Below are 20,458 nucleotides of genomic sequence, written 5' to 3'. Positions count from 1 at the left end.
CTTTCGTGCCGGTCCTGGGACCATGACGTATGGCCCTGGACGTCGAGCTGTCCGAGATCCGCGACTTCCTGGCCCGGCACGAGCCGTTCTCGGAGCTGCCGGCCGAGGTCCTCGGCCGGCTGCCCGCGCGGCTCACCGTCGAGTACGTGCGGCGCGGGACCGAGTTCATCGCCCGCGGCCGGGACAACCACCAGCTGTACGTCCTGCGTTCGGGGGCCGCCGACGTGCACGACGCGCAGGACACCCTCGTCGAGCGGGGGGAGGCCGGCGCCTCCTTCGGCTCCATCACGCTGACCCAGGGGAACCCGTCGACGTTCTCGGTGACCGCGATCGAGGACTCGCTCCTCCTCGTCATCCCCGAGGACGTCTTCCACGAGCTCTGCCGCGCCCACCCCGAGGTGGCGGCGTTCTACGACGAGCAGCGCCGCAGCCGGATGCGCGGCGCCGTCGCCGAGCTGCAGGCGCCGACGTCGGGGTCGGCGATCCTCAAGACGAGGCTCCACGACCTCCCCCGGCGCGACCTCGTCACGGTCCCGGCGACGGCGAGCGTGCGGGAGGCGGCCACGACGATGGCCGGGGAGGGGGTGTCCGCCCTCCTCGTCATGGACGGGGCGCGGCTCGCCGGCATCCTCACCGACCGGGACCTGCGCAGCCGCGTCCTCGCGGCCGGGGTCGACCCGGAGCGGCCGGTGGCCGAGGTGATGACCGCCGACCCCGTGACCACCTCCGTCGACGCCCTCGCCTTCGAGGCGATGCTGGAGATGACGGCCCGGCACATCCACCACCTCCCGCTCGTCGACGGCGCCGGCCGGCCCGTCGGCATCGTCACGACCACCGACCTCCTCCGGATCGAGGAGGGCAGCCCCGTGTACCTCGCGGGCGACATCGCGAAGCAGCCCGATGTCGACGGGGTGGCCCGGGTGTCCGCCCGCCTGCCGAAGGTCGTCCAGGCGCTCGTCGAGCAGGACGCCTCCGCCGATGACATCGGCCGCGTCGTGACCGCGGTGGGCGACGCGGTCGAGCGGCGGCTCCTCGCCCTGGCCGAGGCCGACCTCGGCCCGGCCCCGGTGCCGTACTGCTGGGTCGCGCTCGGCTCCCGGGCCCGGCTCGAGCAGGCGCTCGCCGCTGACCAGGACACCGCGCTCATCCTCGACGACAGCGTCGAGGACGCCCAGCTGGAGTGGTTCGCCCGGCTCGCCGAGCGCGTCACCGAGGGGCTCGTCACCTGTGGCTACCCCCGCTGCAAGGGGGACGTCATGGCGACCAACCCGCACTGGCGCAGGCCGCTCGCGCAGTGGCAGGACGAGTTCACGTCCTGGCTCACCACGCCGACTCCCGACGCCGTGCTGCACTCGTCGATCTTCTTCGACATGCGGCCGGTGCACGGCGACCCGAGGCTGCACACCCGGCTCCAGCAGCACGTGCTGCGGATGACCCCGGGGGCCACGACGTTCATCGCCCATCTCGCGAAGCAGGCGGAGGCCCACGAGCCCCCGCTGGGGTTCTTCCGCGGCTTCGTGCTCGAGAAGGCCGGCGAGCACCGGGACAGCCTCGACATCAAGCGCGGCGGCATCCTCGGCGTCGTCGAGCTCGCCCGGGTCCACGCGCTGGCCGTCGGGTCGCCCGCGGTTCACACCCGCGCCCGGATCGAGGCGTGCCGCGCGGCCGGGGCCATCAGCGACGAGCTCGCCGACGACCTGCGCGACGCGTTCGAGTTCATGGGGTACGTGCGGCTGCGGCACCAGTCGGCCCAGGTCCGGGACGGCCGAGCCCCGGACAACTTCGTGTCCCCGGGGGCGCTGTCCAGCTTCGAGAAGCGCCACCTGAGGCAGGCGTTCTCCATCGTCCGGTTCGCCCAGCAGGCGCTGGGTCGGCGCTACCTCACCGCGTTCGTCCCGTGATCCGGCTCGGCCGGTCGGTCGCCCGACGTCAGCAGCGGGCGCTGCGCACGGCCACGCCCGGCCCCCTCGCCGAGTTCCTGCGCGCCGGGTCCCCCGGCCGCGACACGCCCCTGGCCGACCTCCCCCTCCTGGCGCTCGACATCGAGACGACGGGGCTCGACCCGCGCACCGACCGGGTCCTCTCGCTCGGCTGGGTCCCGGTCGACGGGGGCCGCGTCGTGCTCGGCGGCGCCGGGCACGTCGTCGTGAGCGACGCGGGGGAGGTCGGGCAGAGCGCGACGGTGCACGGCATCACCGACGACGCGCTCGCCACCGGGTCACGGCTGGACGAGGTGCTGCCGGAGGTGCTGGCCGCCCTGTCGGGGCGGGTCCTGCTCGCGCACTTCGCCCGGATCGAGACCGAGTTCCTCGGCAGCGCCTGCGAACGGCTGTGGGGCGCCGGGATGCCCTGCGAGGTCGTCGACACCTTCGAGCTCGAGCGGCGTGCCGTCGGCGGCGTCTGGGGCGGCGCCACACCGCCCGGTGCGCTGCGCCTGTGGGCCGCGCGGCAGCGGCGGGGCCTGCCCGTCTACCGCGCCCACGAGGCCCTCACCGATGCCCTCGCGTGCGCCGAGCTCTACCTCGCCCAGCGGGCCGAGCTGGAGGCGCGCTCTCCCGGAACGACGACGACCCTCCGCCAGGTCGTGGCGTGAGGGTCGGCGGGCTGCCGCGAGGCGGCGGGGGTGCGGGTCAGATGACCCGCGGCGAGGTGGTCTGCGCGAGGTAGTAGAGCTCGTGGGCCTCGCGGGCGAGGTCGCGGTCGACCTGCGGGTACCAGCCGGTCCCCTCACGGCGGGAGGTGCGGAGGTTGGCGGCGAGGGCGCGGGCCTTCTGGAAGGAGATGGACATGGCGTTCATGATGTCGATCATCCGGGATTCAACTGTTCAGCACAACGCGCCTCTGCTACGCGGTTGTGCAGTAACGCTTAAGATTGCGACATGCTCGACCCGCACCGTCTCACCGTCTTCCGCGCCGTCGTCGCGAGCGGCTCCGTGCAGGCCGCCGCCGACAACCTCGGCATGACGTCGTCGGCGGTCAGCCAGCACCTCGCGGCCCTCCAGCGCGAGACGGGGCTCCTGCTCTTCGAGCGCGCGGGCCGGGGCATCGTCCCCACGGAGACGGCGCTCGTCCTGGACGCGCAGAGCGACGAGGCGATGAGCCAGTGGAGCCGCCTGGACCAGGTCGTCGGCGACCTGCGCGACGGCCGCTCGGGGCGGCTCACCATCGGCTACTTCGCGTCGGCCGGCTCCGCGTGGATGCCCACGCTCGTGCGGCGGCTGTCCGCGGAGTACCCCGACCTCGTCCTCGAGCTCGTCCTCAACGAGGTCGAGCAGCGAGGGCCGCGGCCCGACATCGACCTCGTCATCGACCCGCCGGACACGCCGCCACCGGACGGGCACCGGCGCGTCGACCTCACCGAGGACCCGTTCGTCGCGGTCGTCCACCGCGACCACCCGCTCGCCGGCCAGGCCGAGATCGCGCTCACCGACCTGCGAGGGGAGACGTGGGTGAGCAACGACCACCCGCGCGCCGTCGGCCACCGGATCCTCGTGGCCGCGTGCGCTGCGGTCGGGCTGCGCCCGCGCTTCAGCGTCCAGGCGCAGGACCACTACACCGCCATCGGCTTCGTCGCTGCCGGCGTCGGGGTATCGGTCATGCCCGGGCTCGCAGCCCGCGGCCTGCCCGCGTCCGTCGTCCGGCTCGCCATCGCCCCGCCGGCGCCGGTGCGCCACCTCGCGGCCGTCGTCCGTCAGCTCGGGGCCTCCACGGCGCCGGCCGAGCGGGCGGTCCAGCTGCTGCAGGACCTCATCGCGCACCCGAGCGCCCGGCGCCGCTGAGGTCAGTGCTTCATCCAGAGCCGCGCCACGATGGCGTTGTGGTCGCTGTGCTCGCTGTTGTAGACGAAGTGGTGGTCGTCGAAGTCCATGAGCCGCGCCTCGGGGGTGCGGATCCAGGCGTAGACGTAGTCGACCCGCCGGTTGCCGAGCGTAGGCAGGCCCGTCACGTCGATCCGGGAGTAGCTGGAGCGCAGGCTCGGGACGCCGTTCTGCCGGTTCTCGAGGACGGTGTACGGGAACTTCGCGTACTGGACGCGCTTGTCGTCCTCGTAGTCGACGTTGAAGTCCCCGGTGACGACGACCTGGCCGTTGTCCTTCTTGTCGAGGACGAGGTCCTTGATCATCCGGATGTGCTTCTCGGCGTCGGCGGTGCGCGGCAGGTCGTAAGGATGGCCGTTGTCGTCGATGTGCGCGTTGAGGTGGTTGTTGATGTGCGTGATCTTGCGGCCGCTCGGCGTGTGCACGTACGTGGCCCAGGTGATGTAGCGCGGCGGCGGCGGCTCACCCTCCGGGCCGCTGTCGCAGACGAAGATCGTGCCCTTGTCGATCCGGTCGAACATCGACTTCTTGGCCAGCACGGTGACCTCTCGGGCCCACATGTTGGCCGGCGTCCAGGCGTACCAGTCGTGGTTCGCCGCCCACTGGTCGATGGTGTCGCCGCGGCTCTGGACCTCCTGGAGTCCCACCATGTCGGCACGGTCGGTGATCGCGTTGAGCTCGTCCTTGAACTGGGCATCGCTCAGTCCGGAGTAGATGTTGAAGCTCGCGACGCGGAAGGTCGACGAGTTCGCGGGTGCGGCGCTCGCGGACCTGGCGGCGGTGGCGGCGGCAGCCCCGGTGAGGGCGGTGGCTCCGGCCAGCCGGGCCAGGGTGCGCCGGCTGACGCGGGTCGGGACGTCGTTCATCGGTGTCTCCTTCGGAGGGTCGGGTCGTCGAGGAGGACTCTCGACGGCACCGCTGCGGCGTCGCTGTGTTCTGGATGTGCCGACGTCGCAGGGGATCCGAGCCGCTCGGCCAGGGCGAGCCCCTCGACGTCGAGGTCGGGCAGCAGCCGGTCGAGCCAGCGCGGGATCCACCAGGCCGTGTCGCCCAGTAGGTGCATCACCGCGGGGGTGAGCGTCATCCGGACGAGGAAGGCGTCGACGAGCACACCGACGGCGAGGCCGAAGCCGATGGGCCGCACCATCACGAGGTGGCTGAAGGCGAAGCCGAGGAACACCGAGGTCATGATGATCGCGGCGGCCGAGACGACGCGGGCGCCGTGGACGAAGCCGGACCGGATCGCGGTCCGGGAGTCCTCGCCGTGGGCGCGGGCCTCGTGCATGCCCGAGACGAGGAACATCTGGTAGTCCATCGCGAGGCCGAAGAGCACGCCGATGAGGATGATCGGCATGAACGACAGCAGCGGTCCGGGCTGGGTCACGCCGAAGAGCTGGCCGAGCCAGCCCCACTGGTGGACGGCGACCGTCGCGCCGAAGGCCGCCGCGACCGACAGGAGGAAACCTCCGGTCGCGACGAGCGGCACGACGAGCGAGCGGAACACGGCGAGGAGGATGAGGAGCGACATCCCGACGACGACGGCCAGATAACCCGGGAGGGCCGCGGCGAGCCGGTCGGAGATCTCGATGTTCGCGACGGTCTGTCCGGTCAGGCCCACCTCGATGCCGCTGCGCCGCTCGAGCACGCCGGCGGCTGACTCGACGGCGGCGAGCGTCGCGCGGGTGGTCTCGTCGGCCGGGCCCGACGCCGGGACGATCTGGAACGCGAGGGTCGCGCGGTCCGTGCTCTCGCCGAACGGTACGACGCTCGCCACCGGGTCGAGGTCGGCGAACGTCGAGGCGACGTCGGCCTGGGCCCGGAGCACCTCGGAGTCGGTGCGCGGGGCGTCCCGCGGGGGGAGCGTGGCGACGGCGACGATCGGGCCGTTCATGCCCGGGCCGAACTCGTCGGCGATCGTCGTGTAGGCGGTGTACGCCGACGACCCCCTGGGCTCGCTGCCGCCGTCGGGCAGGCCGAGGTTCATCGCCCGCACGGGAAGCGCGGAGATCGCGACAACCGCCACGACGCCGAGCAGCGTGAGCCACGGGTGGCGGGTGACCCGGGCGACGTACCAGCCGCCGTGCTCCTCCTCGGGGGCGGCGGGGGACCCGGCCCGGGTCGTCGGGTCGCCCGGGGTGGCGAAACCGGCCCGGTGCCAGCCGCGGCGGGACACGACGCGCGGGCCCATGAGCCGCAGGACGGCCGGGGAGATGGTGAGCGCGACCACGACGGTGACGGCCACCGTGACGGCGGCGACGACCCCCATCTGGGCGAGGATCGGGATGCCCGACAGGACGAGGGCGGCCAGGGCGATGACGACGGTGGCCCCGGCGAAGGTGACCGCGCTGCCGGCCGTCGCGACCGAGCGGGCGATCGACTCGCGCAGGGGCATCCCGCCGAGGACGGACACGCGGTGCCGGTTGACGACGAAGAGGGCGTAGTCGATCCCGACCGCGAGTCCGATCATCAGGGCGAGCGCGGGAGTCGTGGTGTTCAGCTCGACGACGGAGGTGAACGCCATCGCCCCACCGAGTCCGACGCCGACGCCGAGGAGGGCGACGAGCAGGGGCAGCCCGGCCGCGACGAGGCTGCCGAGGACGGCGACGAGGACGAGCACCGCCACCGAGAGCCCGAGGATCTCGCCCGGACCGACGAGGGCGATGTCCTGGGTGATCTCGACGCTGTAGGACGCCGTGACACCTGCGGCGTCGAGGATCGCGTCGCCACGCTCGGCGATCAGGGCACGGTCCTCGACGGGGATGGACTGCGCATCGTCGTCGAACTGCACCTGCACGACGGCGTGACGACCGTCCTCGCTGACGAGCCGGGTGCCCGCGGAGGCGGCGGCGAGCGCGGCTCCGGCCTGGTACTGGGCCTCGCCGGCACGCAGCTCGCGCTCGGACGCGGCGAGCCGTTCCCCGCCGGCGTCCAGCTGCCGACGACCGTCGTCGACCTGGGCCTGGAGCGAGGGCAGGCTGGGGTCGTCCGGGTCCTCGGCCCGGGCGGCGGCGAGGAAGGCCTCGCCCGCGGTCAGCTGCTGCTCGGCCTCGGCCAGCTGCTGCCGACCGTCCTCGAGCTGGGCGCGGCCGTCGGCGAGCTGCTGCTTCGTCGCGGCGAGGGTGTCGGCCGACTCGTCGATCTGGCGCTGGGCCTCGAAGGGGTCGACGACGCGCTCGACGTGCGGGACGGAGCCCCAGGCGTCGAGGGCCTGCGCGACGGCTCGCCGCTGGTCGTCGGTGAACGCGCCGTCGCCGCTGCTCAGCACGACGCGCCCGAACCCACCGGCCGCCTCGGGCACCTCGTCGCCGAGCTGGGTCAGGACCTTCTCGAACTCGGTGCCCGGCATCGTGATCCGGTTCGTCAGCGGCGTGCCGACGGTGCCGGCCAGGGTCCCGCCGAGGGCGAGGACGACGAGCCACCCGGCGATGACCGGCCACGCGTGGGCGGCGCACCGGTGGCCGAGGCGGTATAGAGCGGTGGACATGGGGACCTTCCGGGTGGTCTGGCGATCGCGGTCAGCGCTGCCGGCCAGCGGTGGCGTCGGGCAGGAGGTCGGTGCCGAGGTGGCCGAGGGCTTCGGCGAAGGTGGCGTGGAACGACGTGGGGGGTCCGGGCGGCCCGTCCGCGGCGTGACGGGCCCACACCCGCATCGCGGCCTCCCCGGCAGCGAGGATCGACGTCGCGAGCGTCGCGATGTGCAGCTCGGAGGGCCCGGGGCCCAGGCGCTCGCGGAGCCACGGCTCGAGCCAGTCGAGCCACCCGTGCAGCTCGGCGAGGATGAGCGCGTTGGCGTGCGGGGAGGCCGTGCCGGCCGCGGCGAGGACGCCGATGCGCTCGACGAGGTCGAGGTCGGTGGGGTCGTCGACCACCGACAGCAGGCTCCGGCGGACCGGCTCACCCAGCGGGCGTGCCTCCAGCCGCCCGCTGACCGAGGCGAAGAACTCGGCGACGGTCGCGGTGAGGACGGACTCGACGGAGGGGTAGTAGTTGAAGAACGTCCGGCGGGAGACCCCCGCGCGTTCGGCGACGGCGTCGGCGGTGATCGCGTCGATCCCCTCGTCGCGCACGATCGTGTACGCCGCCCGGGCCAGGGCCCGGCGGGTGTCCGCACGCTTGCGGTCGCGCAGCGAGGAGGTCACGCAGGTCGGGCGGCCGGTCATCACTGCACGATAGTGCAACGATGCACTGTGATGCACGCCAGGGGGGAGGTGCTGTCCCGGCACCGTCGTGGGACGCTGGGGGCATGGTCGACCGCTCTGCCGCAGACCGCCGGGCCGACGCGCTGCTGGCGCTCGTGCGGGACGCCGTCATCGGCGAGGACCACGTGATGGAGACCCCCTACGGGCGTCGTCGCGTCACCTACGCCGACTACACCGCCTCCGGCCGGGCGCTGGCCTTCATCGAGGACTTCATCCGCGACGAGGTGCTGCCCGCCTACGCGAACACGCACACCGAGTCCAGCGGCACCGGGCTCCAGACGACCCGGCTGCGGGAGGACGCCCGCCGGGTCATCCACGCGGCGGTGCACGGGGACGCCGACACCGTCGTCGTGTTCGCCGGGTCGGGGTGCACCGGCGCGATCGACAAGCTCATCGGGGTCCTCGGCCTGCGCATCCCGTCGGCGCTCGAGGACCGCTGGAGCCTCTCGAGCCACATCCCCGCGGACCAGCGCCCGGTCGTGCTCATCGGCCCCTACGAGCACCACAGCAACGAGATCCCGTGGCGCGAGACGATCGCCGACGTCGTGACGATCCACGAGGACGCCGACGGGCGCATCGACACCGCCGACCTCGGCGCCCGGCTCACGGAGTACGCCGACCGGCCGCTGGTCATCGGCTCGTTCAGCGCCGCGTCCAACGTCACGGGCATCGTCTCGGACACCCACGGCATCTCGGCGCTGCTGCACCGGCACGGGGCCCTGGCGTTCTGGGACTTCGCCGCGGCCGGGCCGTACGTCGACATCGAGATGGCGGCTCCGGAGGGCGGCGACCCGCTCGCCTACAAGGACGCGATCTTCCTGTCGCCGCACAAGTTCATCGGCGGCCCCTCGACCCCGGGGGTGCTCGTGGCGCGGCGCGAGCTGTTCGGCAACCGGGTGCCCGTCGTCCCGGGCGGCGGGACCGTGGCCTACGTCAACCCCGAGGACCACGCGTATCTCGCCGACCCGGAGCACCGGGAGGAGGGCGGCACCCCGGCCATCATCGAGTCGATCCGGGCCGGGCTCGTCTTCCAGCTCAAGGACGCCGTCGGGGTCGACACGATCCGGGCCCGCGAGGAGCGGTTCCTCGAGCGGGCCGTCACCGCGTGGCGGGCCGAGCCGGCGATCGAGATCCTCGGCAACCTCGACGCGGAGCGCCTCTCGATCGTCTCGTTCGTCGTGCGCTCCCCGGCGGGCCGGCACCTGCACCACAACTTCGTCGTCGCCCTGCTCAACGACCTCTTCGGGGTCCAGTCGCGCGGTGGGTGCTCGTGCGCCGGCCCGTACGGGCACCGGCTCCTCGGCATCGACCTCGAGCGCAGCCACGAGTTCGAGCGCGAGATCACCGGAGGCTGTGAGGGCATCAAGCCGGGCTGGGTGCGGGTCAACTTCAACTACTTCATCTCCGACACCGTCGCGGACTACATCGTCGAGGCGGTCCGAATGGTCGCCCGGGACGGCTGGCGGCTGCTCGGCGACTACGGCTTCGACCCGCTCACCGGGCTGTGGCGGCACCGGCGGGGGGTCGTCGAGCCCCGGGTCCGCCTCGCCGACGTGCGCTACGACGACGAGGGAGTGCTGCACCTCCCGGCCTCGGACACCCGCGGCGGCGAGGGGATGCTCGCCGACCACCTCGCGGACGCCGCTCGCATCCTCGCGGCCGCGACCCCGCCGGACCTCGCCGTGGCGGCCGAGCACCTGTCCGCCGACTTCGAGCATCTCCGCTGGTTCGACCTGCCGGCCGGCGCGGTCAGCGGTCCCTGAGCGGGGTGGCCGCGGTGACGGCGGCCACGTCGAGCGGGCCGTAGAGGTGCGGGAACTCCTCGCCGGTCGTCGGGTCGCCGACCTCCCAGCGCAGCGGAGCGGTGAGCAGCGCGGGGTCGATCGTCAACAGGAGAAGCCCGCCCTCGTGCTCGCCGTAGAACCGGCGCAGCACCCCGGGCCACTGCTCGGCCGTCGACAGGTGGACGAACCCGACCTCGGCGAGGGACAGGCCCCGCGTCGACCGCTCGTACCGTCCCGTCCGCCGTGCCGCGGCCCACTCGTCGGCGTCGGCGACGTGGAACAGGGCCTCCGGCGTGCTCACGCGTCCCGGGCCGAGAGCTCGTGGACGAACGGCACGACGTCGGCGATGGACTCCACGACCCGGGTGGGCCGGTAGGGGAAGGCCTCGACGTCGCCCGGCCGGGTGGACCCGGTGGACACCAGGACCGTGCGGAGGCCCGCCTCCAGCCCGCTCTTGATGTCGGTGTCCATCCGGTCCCCGATCATCACCGTCGTCTCGGAGTGGGCTTCGAGGCGGTTGAGTGCGCTGCGCATCATGAGCGGGTTGGGCTTGCCGATGAAGTACGGAGTGCGCCCGGTCGCGGTGCTGATGAGCGCGGCCACCGACCCCGTCGCGGGCAGCGTGCCGTGGATGCTCGGCCCGCTCGGGTCGGGGTTGGTCGCGATGAAGCGAGCGCCCGCCTCGATGTGCCGGATCGCCTTGGTGATCGCCTCGAAGGAGTAGGTCCGGGTCTCGCCGAGGACGACGTAGTCGGGGTCGCGGTCGGTGAGGACGTAGCCGACGTCGTGCAGGGCCGTCGTGAGCCCCGACTCACCGACGGCGAAGGCGGACCCCCCGGGGCGCTGGTCGGCGAGGAAGTCGGCGGTGGCCAGGGCGGAGGTCCAGATGCAGGTCTCCGGCACGTCGATCCCGCTGCGCAGCAGCCTGGCCCGCAGGTCGCGCGGAGTGAAGACGGAGTTGTTGGTCAGGACGAGGAACGGACACCCGGAGGACTTCAGGGCCTCGATGAACTCGGCCGCCCCGGGGATCGGCTCCTCCTCGTGGACGAGGACGCCGTCCATGTCGGTGAGCCACGTGTGGACCGGGCGCGGGGTCGTCATGGCGCCATTGTCGTCGGTCGTCCGCCGTCCGCGGGGCAGTCGTCCACTCGTCGACCCCGCCCGACGTCGGCATAGGGTCGCAGGGTGAGCCAGCGCATCCGCCCCGCGACCCCGCACGACGTCCCGGCGATCGTCCGGATGGTCCGTGATCTCGCCGAGTACGAGAAGGCACTGCACGAGGTCGACGCCTCCGACGAGCACGTCCGTGCGGCGCTCTTCCCGGACGACGGGGTGACGACGACGTTCGCGCACGTGGCGGAGGTCGACGACGAGGTCGTCGGGATGGCCGTGTGGTTCCTGTCGTACTCGACGTGGACCGGGACGAACGGGGTGTGGCTCGAGGACCTCTACGTCGACCCGGCACACCGGGGCTCGGGCCTGGGCCAGGACCTGCTCCGGACGCTCGCGGGGGTCTGCGTCGAGCGGGGCTACTCCCGGCTCGAGTGGTGGGTCCTGGACTGGAACGCCCCGAGCATCGGCTTCTACGAGTCCATCGGGGCACTAGCGCAGGACGAGTGGACCCGCTTCCGGCTCGATGGGCAGGCGCTCGCCGCGCTCGCGGCGACCCGCCGCTGACCCGCCGCTGGCCGCGGCCGTCAGTCCTTCGAGTCGGGCGCGGCGGCAGCGGTGCGCGCGTACGGCGTGAGCAGCTGGTCGACCGGCGCGTAGTCGTCGGTGAGGACCGGGGCGTCCCCGACCCAGGCCTCGAGGGCGGCACCGTCGATGACCTCCCACCCCACCTCGCGCTCGGCGAGCCGGCCGGCCCAGGCGGCGGTGTCGATCGGCGCGTGCGAGGCGAGCACGACGAGGTTCCCCCCGCGGCGGCCGCCCGCACCGTCCGTGCCGCCCGGGCCGGCGACCGACGCGGGGGTCGCGGCGAGAGCCACGTGCTCGAAGACCGTGGCCAGAGTTGCCGCCTCGGCGCGGGCGAAGCCGAGCGGGCCGTGGTCGATGAGGTTGGCCGCGTACACGCCGTCCGCCCGCAGCACCCGCTCGACGCCGAGCAGGGCCTCGCGGGTCGTGAGGTGCCACGGCACGCTCACCCCACCGAAGGCGTCGCCGACGACGAGGTCGAGGCTGTCGTCGGCCACCGCCCGCAGTCCGCTGCGGGCGTCCTCGACCCGCACCCGCAGGTCCGGACCGGTGCGCAGGCCGAGTCGCTGCTCGTCGACCGCGACGACCCCCGGGTCGATCTCGGAGACGGTGCTGACGGTGCCGGGCCGTTCGGCGGCGAGGAACCGCGGCAGGGTGAGCCCGCCACCGCCGAGGTGATGCGCCTGCAGCGGCGCCTCCGATGGGAACTGCGACTCCGTGGCGGCGGCCAGGGCACGGATGTAGGCGAACTCGAGCCGGGTCGGGTCGTCGAGGTCGACGAAGGAGTGCCGCAGGTTGTCCAGGACGAGGGTGCGACCGCGCGGGTCGTCCGCGTCGGAGGCGACGACGGCGCAGTGGTAGACGGTCTCGACGTCGCAGTTGCTCGGGACGAGGGCCGCGCCGAGCCCGCCGAGGCCGACGACGACCGCCGCGGTGGCGGTGGCGGAGCGGCGCGAGCCGACCTGGGTCACGACGCCGCCGACGGCGAGCAGGACGCCGAGGCCGACCATGATCCAGGTGACGGGGACCCGGGAGATGAGGACGAACCCGGTGAGCACGGTGCCGAGGATCGCTCCGGCCGTGCCGATCCCCGACAGCCGGCCGACGACCGACCCGGTCTCGGCGAGGGTCGAGAGGCGCAGCTTGGTCACCATCGGGGTGACCGCCGACAGGAGGACGCCCGGGACGATGATCGTCGCCGCGGCCGCGACGAGGAGGAACGAGCCTCCTGCCAGGGTGCCGGCGGCGCGCACGACGAACGGTGTGGCCGCGACGACGACGCCCGCCGCGAGGAGCAACGGGCCCAGCAGGACGCGCGCGTTGCGCTCGTCGGCCCAGCGGCCACCGAGCCACGCCCCTGCGGCGATGGCCGCCAGTGCGAGCCCGATGACGAGGGTGCTCGTCTCGAGGGTCAGGCCGAGGTAGGGCGCGAGGAGGCGCAGCGCGACGATCTCGACGACGAGCACGGCCGCGGAGGAGCCGAAGACCAGCGCGGTGGCGGCGGTGCCACCGATGCCGGGCTCGTGCCGGTCGCCCTTCCTCACGACTCCGGGACGTTCGTCTCGAGCTCGGCGAGCCAGGCGGCGGCCGAGGCGTCCGACGGCATCCGCCAGTCGCCACGCGGCGACAACGAGCCCCCGGCCACGACCTTCGGCCCGTTCGGGAGCGCCGAACGCTTGAACTGGTTCGCGAAGAACCGCTTCAGGAACACCTGCATCCAGTGGCGCACGGTGGCCAGGTCGTAGTCGGTGCGGTCGCGCTCGGGGTAGCCCGGGGGCCACTCGCCGACCGCGACGTCACGCCAGGCGTGCTCGGCGAGGAAGGCGATCTTGCTCGGCCGGTAGCCGCGCCGCAGGACGTGGAAGAGGGTGAAGTCGTGCAGCGCGTAGGGCCCGATGGTGTCCTGCGTCGACTGGATCCGCTCGCCCTCCCTCGCCGGGACGAGCTCGGGGCTGATCTCGGTGTCGAGGATGCGCAGGAGGGTGCGCCCGGCCTCGTCGTCCCCGAGCTGGCCGGAGGAGACGACCCAGCGGATCAGGTGCTGGATCAGGGTCTTCGGCACGCCGGCATTGACCCCGTAGTGCGACATCTGGTCGCCGACGCCGTAGGTGCACCACCCGAGGGCGAGCTCGGAGAGGTCGCCGGTGCCCAGGACGATGCCGCCGCGGTGGTTGGCCGTGCGGAACAGCACGTCGGTGCGCAGGCCGGCCTGGACGTTCTCGAACGTCACGTCGTAGACCTCGTCGCCGTCGCCGGCCGGGTGGCCGAGGTCGCGCAGCATCTGGGTGGCGAGGGGGCGGATGTCGACGACGTCCCACTCGATGCGCAGGGACTCCATGAGGTGGATCGCGTTGTCCTTGGTGCCCGCGCTCGTCGCGAACCCCGGCATCGTCAGGCCGAGCACGTGGGTGCGGGGCAGCCCCAGCCGGTCGCAGGCCTTGACCGCGACGATCAGCGCGTGGGTGGAGTCGAGCCCACCCGAGACGCCGATGACGATGCGCGGCATCCGGGCCGGGTCGCCCCCGCCGATGGCCCGCATCCGCTGCTCGAGGGCGCTGACCTGGATGTTGTACGCCTCGTAGCAGTCCAGCGCGAGGCGGGCCGGGTCGTCGGGCACGAAGGGGAACCGGTCGACGACCCGCCGCAGGCCGAGGTCCCCGCCCGGCGGGCGGAGCCGGAACGGGACCACCCGGAAGCCGGCGTCGTCGGCGGAGTAGGCACCCGCGTTGTCGTCGAAGGACCCCTGCCGGATGCGCTCCTGGCGGAGCCGGTCGAGGTCGACGTCGACGACGGTGCGGCGCGGGCCCTCGGGGAACCGCTCGGACTCGCCGAGGAGGTCGCCCATCTCGTACGCCATCGTCATGCCGTCCCACGACAGGTCGGTGCTGGACTCGCCGGCGCTCGCGGCGGCGTAGACGTAGGCGGCGTTGCACCGCGCGCTGGCCGAGCGGGCCAGCAGGTGACGGTCTTCCGCGCGCCCGACCGTGATGGGGGACGCCGACAGGTTGAGCAGCACCGTCGCCCCGGCCAGCGCGGCCTCGTGGCTGGGGGGCACGGGCACCCACAGGTCCTCGCACACCTCGGCGTGCACGACGAGACCCGGCACGTCGTCGGCGGTGAACAGCAGGTCCGGGCCGAACGGAATCTCGCCGTCGGCGTCCGCTCCGGGCCACCCCGCCCGGACGAGGAACTGACCCTCCTGCCCCGTGCCGGCCGCGAACCACCGCTTCTCGTAGAACTCCCGGTACGTCGGGAGGTAGGCCTTCGGGGCGACGCCGAGCACCGAGCCGCGGTGGATCGCGACGGCGCAGTTGTAGAGACGGTGCCCGTGCCGCAGGGGCGCGCCGACGACGACGAGCGGGGTCAGCCCGGCTGTGGCCTCGGCGATCGCGACGACGGCGTCGTCGACGGCATCGAGGAGCACGTCCTGGAGCAGCAGGTCGTCGATGGCGTAGCCCGAGAGCGACAGCTCGGGGAACAGGGCGACCGCGACGCCGTCGTCGTGACAGGCCCGGACCTGCTCGACGATGCGCCGCGCGTTCTCGGCGGGGTCGGCGAGGGCGACGGGGAGGGTGCACGCCGCGACCCGGGCGAACCCGTGGGCGTAGACGTTCCGGAAGTCCATGGCCCCGAGGCTAGTGCCGATGCCCGCGCGAGCGGTCCCGGTCAACCCTCGCCCTCTGGGCGCCGCCAGCAGGCGGCGGGTCTGCAAGACTGCCCGGCCATGACTCCCGCTCCGTCCGTATCGTTGCAGGCCGTCGACGCCGCGACCTGGCGTGAGGTCGCGGACCTCGCGCCCCGCCCGGACCAGTCGGAGTGGGTGGCGCCGGTGACCCGGTACCTCTGCTTGTGCGTGTACGACGGGCTCTGGCAGCCGCTCGCCATCCGGGCAGGCGGCCGCGTCGTCGGCTTCGTCATGTGGGCGATCGACGACAGCGACGGGAGTCACTGGATCGGCGGGCTCGTCGTCGATGCCGCCCACCAGGGCCGCGGGATCGGCCGGGCCGCCGTCCAGGCCCTGCTGGCGAGGTTCGAGGCGTCCCCCGGCTACCAGGAGGCGGCCCTCACCTACGACCCGGCGAACTCGGCTGCCCGTCACCTCTACCGGTCCCTCGGCTTCGTCGAGACCGGGGAGGAGGACGACGGCGAGGTCGTGGCCCGGCGCCCCCGGGACGCCGTCAGGGCGTGAGCAGGACCTTGCCGGTGGCCCGGCGCTCGTCGACGGCGAGCAGGGCGGCGACAACCTCGTCGAGGCCACGGACCTCGCCGATGACGGGGTCGACGGCACCGGACTCCAGCAGCGGCACGAGGTCGTCCCACTGCCGCCGCAGGTAGCCGGTGCCCGGACCCGCCGGATGCGTCCACCAGGCGCCCCAGCCCACCCCGACGACCGAGATGTTGCCCAGCAGCAGCCGGTTGACCTTGACCTCCGGGATGGACCCCGCGGTGAACCCGATGACGAGGTGACGGCCCCCGGGGGCGAGGGACCGCAGGGAGTCGGTGAGCCGGTCGCCGCCGACGGGGTCGACGACGAGGTCGACCCCCCGACCCGAGGTGAGGTCGGCGACGGCGTCCTTAAACCCGTCCGCGAGCACCACGTCGTCGGCGCCGGCGGCTCGGGCGACCGCAGCCTTGGCGTCGGTGGAGACCACCGCGACGACCCGGGCGTCCCAGGCCTTGGCCAGCTGGACCGCCGCCGTGCCGACGCCGCCCGCCGCCCCGTGGACCAGGACGGTGTCACCCGCGCGGATCCGGCCCCGTTCCCGGAGTGCGAAGTGGCAGGTGAGGTAGTTCATCGGCAGCGCCGCCCCGGCCGACCACGTCGTGGCGTCGGGCAGGGGGAAGACCATGGCCGGGTCGACGGCGACGGCCTCGGCGAAGCCACCGAGGACGCAGAACGCCGCCACCCGGTCCCCGGTCGCGAGCCCCGAGCCGGGGGGTGCCGACCGGACCCGCCCGGCGATCTCGGACCCGGGCACGAACGGCGGGTCGGGCCGCAGCTGGTACTCGCCACGGGTGAGCAGGACGTCCGGGAAGCAGACCCCGGCCGCCGCGACGTCGATGACGACCCGGGTGGCGGGGATGCCGGTGTCCTGCGGATCGGGGACGTCGACGACCTCGACGGCGCCGGGTCCGTCGAGCCGGGTGACCTGGGCTGCGCGCATCCTCCGATCGTAGGGACGTGGCTGTGGGTGTGAACACCGCGTGACATCCCGACGGCTGTGCGTGTCGCGGGAATGCGCGAGGCCGTCGACGGGCTTGCATCCCTTGTGCCCGCGCCCCGCCATCCTGCCCTCGCCACGGCCGCCCTCATTCTCGGCGGCATCGCCATCGGGACGACCGAGTTCGTCACGATGGGTCTCCTGCCGCAGATCGCCGACGGCGTCACCGTGTCGATCCCGGAGGCCGGGCACACGATCTCGGCGTACGCCGCCGGTGTCGTCGTCGGAGCCCCGCTCATCGCCGCCCTCGGCGCGACCCTGCCGCGCAAGGGGCTGCTGCTCGGGCTGATGGTGGCGTTCGCCGCCGGCAACGCGCTGAGCGCCCTCGCCCCGAGCTACGAGCTCCTCGTCGGGGCCCGGTTCCTCGCCGGTCTGCCGCACGGCGCCTTCTTCGGCGTCGCCGCGCTCGTCGCCGTCGACCTCGCCCCCCGCGGCCGGGCCGGCCGGGCTGTCGGCACGGTGATGCTCGGGATCCCGATCGCCAACGTGCTGGGGGTGCCCGGCGCCACCTGGCTCGGGCAGCACGCCGGGTGGCGGTCGGCGTACTGGCTGGTGGCGGTCCTGGGTCTCGCGACGGTGGCGCTGGTCGCGGCTCAGGTGCCGCAACTGCCGGGGGACCGGTCGCGCACGATGCGCGCCGAGCTCGCCGCGTTGAAGAACGTCCAGGTCCTGCTCACCCTCGCCGTCGGCGCGATCGGCTTCGGCGGGATGTTCGCCATGTACTCCTACATCGCGCCGACGGTCACCGAGGTCACCGGCCTGTCGGAGTCCGCCGTCCCCGTGTTCCTGCTCGTGTTCGGCGCCTCCGGCCTCGTGGGCAACGTCCTGGCGGGGAGGCTGGGCGACTGGTCGGTGCTCCGCTCGATCGTCATCGGGATGGTGGGGATCGGCGTCTCACTGGCCCTCTTCGCCGTCGCCGCTCCGTACGCGATCCCCGCGCTCGTCGTCCTCGCGATGACCTCGATCCTCGCGTCCGTCCTCGTCATCAACCTCCAGCTCCGGCTCATGCAGGTGGCCGGTGCGGCGCAGACCCTGGCGGCGGCGGGCAACCACGCAGCGCTCAACCTCGCCAACGCGCTCGGCGCCTTCCTCGGCGGCGCCGTCATCGCGGGCGGCTACGGCTACACCGCCCCGTCGTGGGTCGGGGTGGGGCTGGCGGTGCTCGGACTCGCGGTGCTGGGCGCCTCGGTCCTGCTGCACCGTCGCGACCGACGGGCCCGGCCGGGTGTCACGCGCACCGCCCCGGCGGACGTCCCCACCGGCGTCGCCTGAGGCTCGAGCACCCGCCGCGGTCTACCGGCGGGCGACGGCGGCCGTGAGCCGTTCCGCGGCCAGGGCAACGGTGTCGCTCGGCGTCGCGAGGGTCATCCGCGCGAACCCGGCGCCCTCGCGCCCGAACCAGTGGCCCGGGCTCATCGCCACGCCGGCGACCGACCCCAGCCAGCCGGGGATCTCGCGGACCTCCAGGCCGAGCCCCCGCAGGTCCAGCCACGCCAGATAGGTGCCCTCCACCGGGGCGACGGTGATCTGCTGGGGGAGCGCCGCCCGCAGCAGCTCGACGTTCCGCGCGACGAGCGCGAGGAGGTCGTCGAACCACGGGCCGCCGTGCCGGTAGGCCGCGTCGAACGCGGCGAGGCCGAACACGTTGTTCCGCGTCAGATGGAGCTGGGAGCTCCGCGTCTCGAACCGGTCACCGACCTCGGCCCGGTCGGTGACCAGCAGGGTGTCGCACACCCCCGCGAGACCGAAGCTCTTGATGGGGCCGTGGGTCGCCGCCCAGGCGACGTCGATGCCGCGCGCGGCCACGGCGAACGGCACGAACCGGTGCGGTGGCAGGGTGATGTCGGCGTGGATCTCGTCGGCGAGGACGAAGACGTCGTGCTCCACGCAGATCTCGGCGACCTGCCGCAGCTCGGCCGAGGTCCAGACCCGACCCACCGGGTTGTGCGGGCTGCACAGGATGAGCATCCGGGTCGAGGGCTCGGCGGCCACCGCGGCGAGGCCGTCGAGGTCGATCCGGTACCCGGCCTGGGTCCGCACGAGCGCGTTGCGGATCGGCCGCCGACCAGCAGCCGTGACCAACGGCTTGAAGTCCGTGAACACCGGAGGCTGGAGGATCTCCCCGTCGCCGGGGGAGGTCATCTGCTCGATGAGCACCCCGACCGAGGTGCCGACACTCGGGCTGACGAGCGTGCGCAGGCCCTCGCCGCTCCAGCCGTGGCGGGCCGCCGCCCAGGCCCAGAACGACTCGAGCACCGCGTCGGGCCTCGTCTCGTAGCCGTACCACCCCGTTCCGGCCCGGGCACGCAGAGCGGCGGTGACCTCCGGGGCGAGGTCGACGTCGGGTTCGGCGATCCACAGCGGGAGCACGCCCTCGCTCGTGCCGAAGTGCCGCTGCAGCGTCGCGGGGTCGCTGCCCTGACGGCGGCCCACCTCGGGACCGTCGGCGGTGCGCGGCGTCGCCATGTCCAGCCTCCTGCCGACCCGTCGGAGGTCAGGGCTCCATCATTGCGCAGCCCGATGGCGGCTCATCAGTACGGCGGGGCATCCGGGGGTGGCGGTCGCCGCCGATGGTCGCGGCAGCGGATGCGGACGATCGCCGGGCCCGGGCGGCTCCTGAGGTCGTGGAGGTCGACGCGGCAGCGGGGGGCGGTGAGTGCGCCCCGGAGGTGGTGTTCGAGGGTGAAGTCGAGGGGGGAGTGGGGGCCGTCGGGGACGGCGAGGCTGGGGGTGCCTGGTGCCGGCGGGGTGGGGTCGGTGCCGGTGTCGGGGAGGGTGGCGTGGTGGCGCTGGTCGGTGGGGTGGGTGGTGCGGTGCCGGCCGGTGGGGTCGGTCCAGGTCATGGTGGCGTCGGGGTGCAGGACGGCGCGCCAGCCGGGGCGTTGTTTGGTGCGGTGGTGGCGGCGGCAGAGGGTGGCGAGGTTGATGGCGGTGGTGGGGCCGGTGGGCCAGGGGGTGACGTGGTCGAGGTCGCAGAACCGGGCGGCGACGTGGCAGCCGGGGAAGCGGCAGTGGCGGTCGCGGGCTCTGACGAGCGCGGTGAGGGCGGTGCCGGGTCGGTAGGCGGTGGTGGCCAGGGCGTCGCCGGGGTCGGTGAGGGCCCCGGTGCCGGGGTGGCACGGCACGACCCGGGGCCGGCCGAGGCTGTCCCGGTCAGCCGGGTCCCTCTTGGTGGTGGTGGCGCGGATGGTGTCGTCGAGCCAGCCGCGCGGCACGAGGACGGGGTCGGCTGCCGCGGGCCCGGTCACCTCGACGAGGTCACCCGCGGCGGTCGCGGGCGTCACCACCGCGGGGTCCGGCGCCAGGGCCGGGCGTGCTGGGGGAGCGGCGTGTGCGATGGCGGTGGCCGCGGTGGCGGTGGCTGGGATGGCCGCTGTGGCCGCGGTGGTGAGGACGACCTCGACATCGATGGTGGCCTGGCCGGTGACGAGGTCGGTGAGGGCCTTGGCGCGGGCCCGGTCGATCCGCTCACAGACGCCGTCGGTGACGTAGCGCTGGGCGAGGGCGTCGACGGCGGCCCAGGCCCGGCAGGCCTCCTCGGAGGGGAAGGTGCCGAGCCAGGTGTCGACACCGGGCTCGTCGACCCAGCGTCGCAGCGCCGACTCCGAGCGGGCCCGCACGGCCCGCTGCCGGAGCAGGTCGGGACAGACCCGGGCCAGCAGCCGGCGGGTGCGGCGCCGCAGCCGGGGGGCGTCCTCGACCCCGAACCACGGCTCGAGGGCGGCGAGAACGGTGGCGGC

General features: G+C 73.7%; 18 protein-coding genes. 7 read left to right on the top strand and 11 right to left on the bottom strand.

Translation table 11 applies throughout. The features are described 5' to 3' along the window. Window positions 1–29: 29 nt before the first annotated feature. Both Q0963_RS07185 and Q0963_RS07180 read left to right on the top strand, forming a co-directional pair. Window positions 30–1,901, top strand: coding sequence for a DUF294 nucleotidyltransferase-like domain-containing protein (locus tag Q0963_RS07185; RefSeq protein ID WP_299444681.1), 1,872 nt, complete (start codon window positions 30–32; stop codon window positions 1,899–1,901). After that, entirely contained in the window at window positions 1,898–2,593 is a 696-nt protein-coding gene (locus Q0963_RS07180) for an exonuclease domain-containing protein (protein WP_299444679.1), read from the top strand. The genes Q0963_RS07185 and Q0963_RS07180 overlap by 4 nt, the downstream gene beginning before the upstream one ends. A gap of 37 nt (window positions 2,594–2,630) precedes the next feature. On the opposite strand, the gene Q0963_RS07175 is transcribed toward Q0963_RS07180, so the two are convergent. Beyond that, the gene (locus tag Q0963_RS07175; protein ID WP_299444677.1) at window positions 2,631–2,798 is read right to left on the bottom strand and encodes a hypothetical protein; all 168 of its coding nucleotides are present in this window, start codon (window positions 2,796–2,798) and stop codon (window positions 2,631–2,633) included. A gap of 81 nt (window positions 2,799–2,879) precedes the next feature. Here Q0963_RS07175 and Q0963_RS07170 point away from each other — a divergent pair, with 81 nt between their 5' ends. After that, window positions 2,880–3,779, top strand: a complete 900-nt coding sequence (locus Q0963_RS07170) for a LysR family transcriptional regulator (RefSeq protein ID WP_299444675.1) — start codon at window positions 2,880–2,882, stop codon at window positions 3,777–3,779. Window positions 3,780–3,781: 2 nt separating this feature from the next. On the opposite strand, the gene Q0963_RS07165 is transcribed toward Q0963_RS07170, so the two are convergent. The 3 genes from Q0963_RS07165 to Q0963_RS07155 are packed head-to-tail and all read right to left on the bottom strand — an operon-like array spanning window position 3,782 to window position 7,978. Further along, window positions 3,782–4,684 (bottom strand): endonuclease/exonuclease/phosphatase family protein, encoded by a 903-nt coding sequence (locus Q0963_RS07165; RefSeq protein ID WP_299444673.1) that lies wholly within the window; start codon window positions 4,682–4,684, stop codon window positions 3,782–3,784. Then, window positions 4,681–7,302 carry an MMPL family transporter gene (locus tag Q0963_RS07160; protein WP_299444671.1) on the bottom strand — a complete coding sequence of 874 codons (2,622 nt, stop codon included), beginning with the start codon at window positions 7,300–7,302 and terminating at the stop codon, window positions 4,681–4,683. Before Q0963_RS07160 ends, Q0963_RS07165 begins: the two co-directional genes overlap by 4 nt. Window positions 7,303–7,333: 31 nt before the next feature. After that, on the bottom strand, window positions 7,334–7,978 hold the full coding sequence (locus Q0963_RS07155) for a TetR/AcrR family transcriptional regulator (RefSeq protein WP_299444669.1): 645 nt from the start codon (window positions 7,976–7,978) through the stop codon (window positions 7,334–7,336). Window positions 7,979–8,061: 83 nt separating this feature from the next. On the opposite strand from Q0963_RS07155, the gene Q0963_RS07150 reads away from it, so the two are divergent. After that, a complete protein-coding gene (locus Q0963_RS07150; RefSeq protein ID WP_299444667.1) occupies window positions 8,062–9,780 on the top strand; it encodes an aminotransferase class V-fold PLP-dependent enzyme in 1,719 nt (572 codons plus the stop codon). Here the strand turns inward: Q0963_RS07150 and Q0963_RS07145 are convergent. Then, window positions 9,767–10,102 carry a DUF952 domain-containing protein gene (locus Q0963_RS07145; protein WP_299444665.1) on the bottom strand — a complete coding sequence of 112 codons (336 nt, stop codon included), beginning with the start codon at window positions 10,100–10,102 and terminating at the stop codon, window positions 9,767–9,769. The genes Q0963_RS07150 and Q0963_RS07145 overlap by 14 nt on opposite strands. Further along, a complete protein-coding gene (locus Q0963_RS07140) occupies window positions 10,099–10,902 on the bottom strand; it encodes an HAD-IIA family hydrolase (protein WP_299444663.1) in 804 nt (267 codons plus the stop codon). Before Q0963_RS07140 ends, Q0963_RS07145 begins: the two co-directional genes overlap by 4 nt. An 84-nt stretch (window positions 10,903–10,986) precedes the next feature. On the opposite strand from Q0963_RS07140, the gene Q0963_RS07135 reads away from it, so the two are divergent. After that, complete coding sequence (locus Q0963_RS07135) at window positions 10,987–11,478, top strand: GNAT family N-acetyltransferase (RefSeq protein ID WP_299444661.1); 492 nt, start codon at window positions 10,987–10,989, stop codon at window positions 11,476–11,478. A 20-nt stretch (window positions 11,479–11,498) separates the two neighbouring features. On the opposite strand, the gene Q0963_RS07130 is transcribed toward Q0963_RS07135, so the two are convergent. Both Q0963_RS07130 and Q0963_RS07125 read right to left on the bottom strand, forming a co-directional pair. Continuing rightward, window positions 11,499–13,040 carry a fused MFS/spermidine synthase gene (locus tag Q0963_RS07130; RefSeq protein ID WP_299444659.1) on the bottom strand — a complete coding sequence of 514 codons (1,542 nt, stop codon included), beginning with the start codon at window positions 13,038–13,040 and terminating at the stop codon, window positions 11,499–11,501. Next, window positions 13,037–15,121: an NAD(+) synthase gene (locus Q0963_RS07125; protein WP_299444657.1), complete on the bottom strand. Its 2,085-nt coding sequence runs from the start codon at window positions 15,119–15,121 to the stop codon at window positions 13,037–13,039. Before Q0963_RS07125 ends, Q0963_RS07130 begins: the two co-directional genes overlap by 4 nt. 99 nt (window positions 15,122–15,220) lie before the next feature. Between Q0963_RS07125 and Q0963_RS07120 the strand changes: the two genes are divergently transcribed. Beyond that, complete coding sequence (locus Q0963_RS07120) at window positions 15,221–15,685, top strand: GNAT family N-acetyltransferase (RefSeq protein ID WP_299444655.1); 465 nt, start codon at window positions 15,221–15,223, stop codon at window positions 15,683–15,685. Here the strand turns inward: Q0963_RS07120 and Q0963_RS07115 are convergent. Then, on the bottom strand, window positions 15,675–16,661 hold the full coding sequence (locus tag Q0963_RS07115) for an NADPH:quinone oxidoreductase family protein (protein ID WP_299444653.1): 987 nt from the start codon (window positions 16,659–16,661) through the stop codon (window positions 15,675–15,677). The two genes, Q0963_RS07120 and Q0963_RS07115, sit on opposite strands and share 11 nt — an antisense overlap. 105 nt (window positions 16,662–16,766) lie before the next feature. On the opposite strand from Q0963_RS07115, the gene Q0963_RS07110 reads away from it, so the two are divergent. Then, entirely contained in the window at window positions 16,767–17,990 is a 1,224-nt protein-coding gene (locus tag Q0963_RS07110) for an MFS transporter (protein ID WP_299444651.1), read from the top strand. A 21-nt stretch (window positions 17,991–18,011) separates the two neighbouring features. On the opposite strand, the gene Q0963_RS07105 is transcribed toward Q0963_RS07110, so the two are convergent. Further along, window positions 18,012–19,184: a MalY/PatB family protein gene (locus Q0963_RS07105; protein ID WP_299444649.1), complete on the bottom strand. Its 1,173-nt coding sequence runs from the start codon at window positions 19,182–19,184 to the stop codon at window positions 18,012–18,014. A gap of 65 nt (window positions 19,185–19,249) precedes the next feature. Continuing rightward, window positions 19,250–20,458 (bottom strand): HNH endonuclease signature motif containing protein (locus Q0963_RS07100; protein WP_299444647.1); only part of this gene is annotated, 1,209 nt, incomplete at its 5' end.

Source organism: uncultured Phycicoccus sp., assembly GCF_947495705.1.
Classification (GTDB): domain Bacteria; phylum Actinomycetota; class Actinomycetes; order Actinomycetales; family Dermatophilaceae; genus Phycicoccus.
Note: the sequence above shows the minus strand (reverse complement) of the source record. Positions and strands in the feature narration are given on the sequence as shown.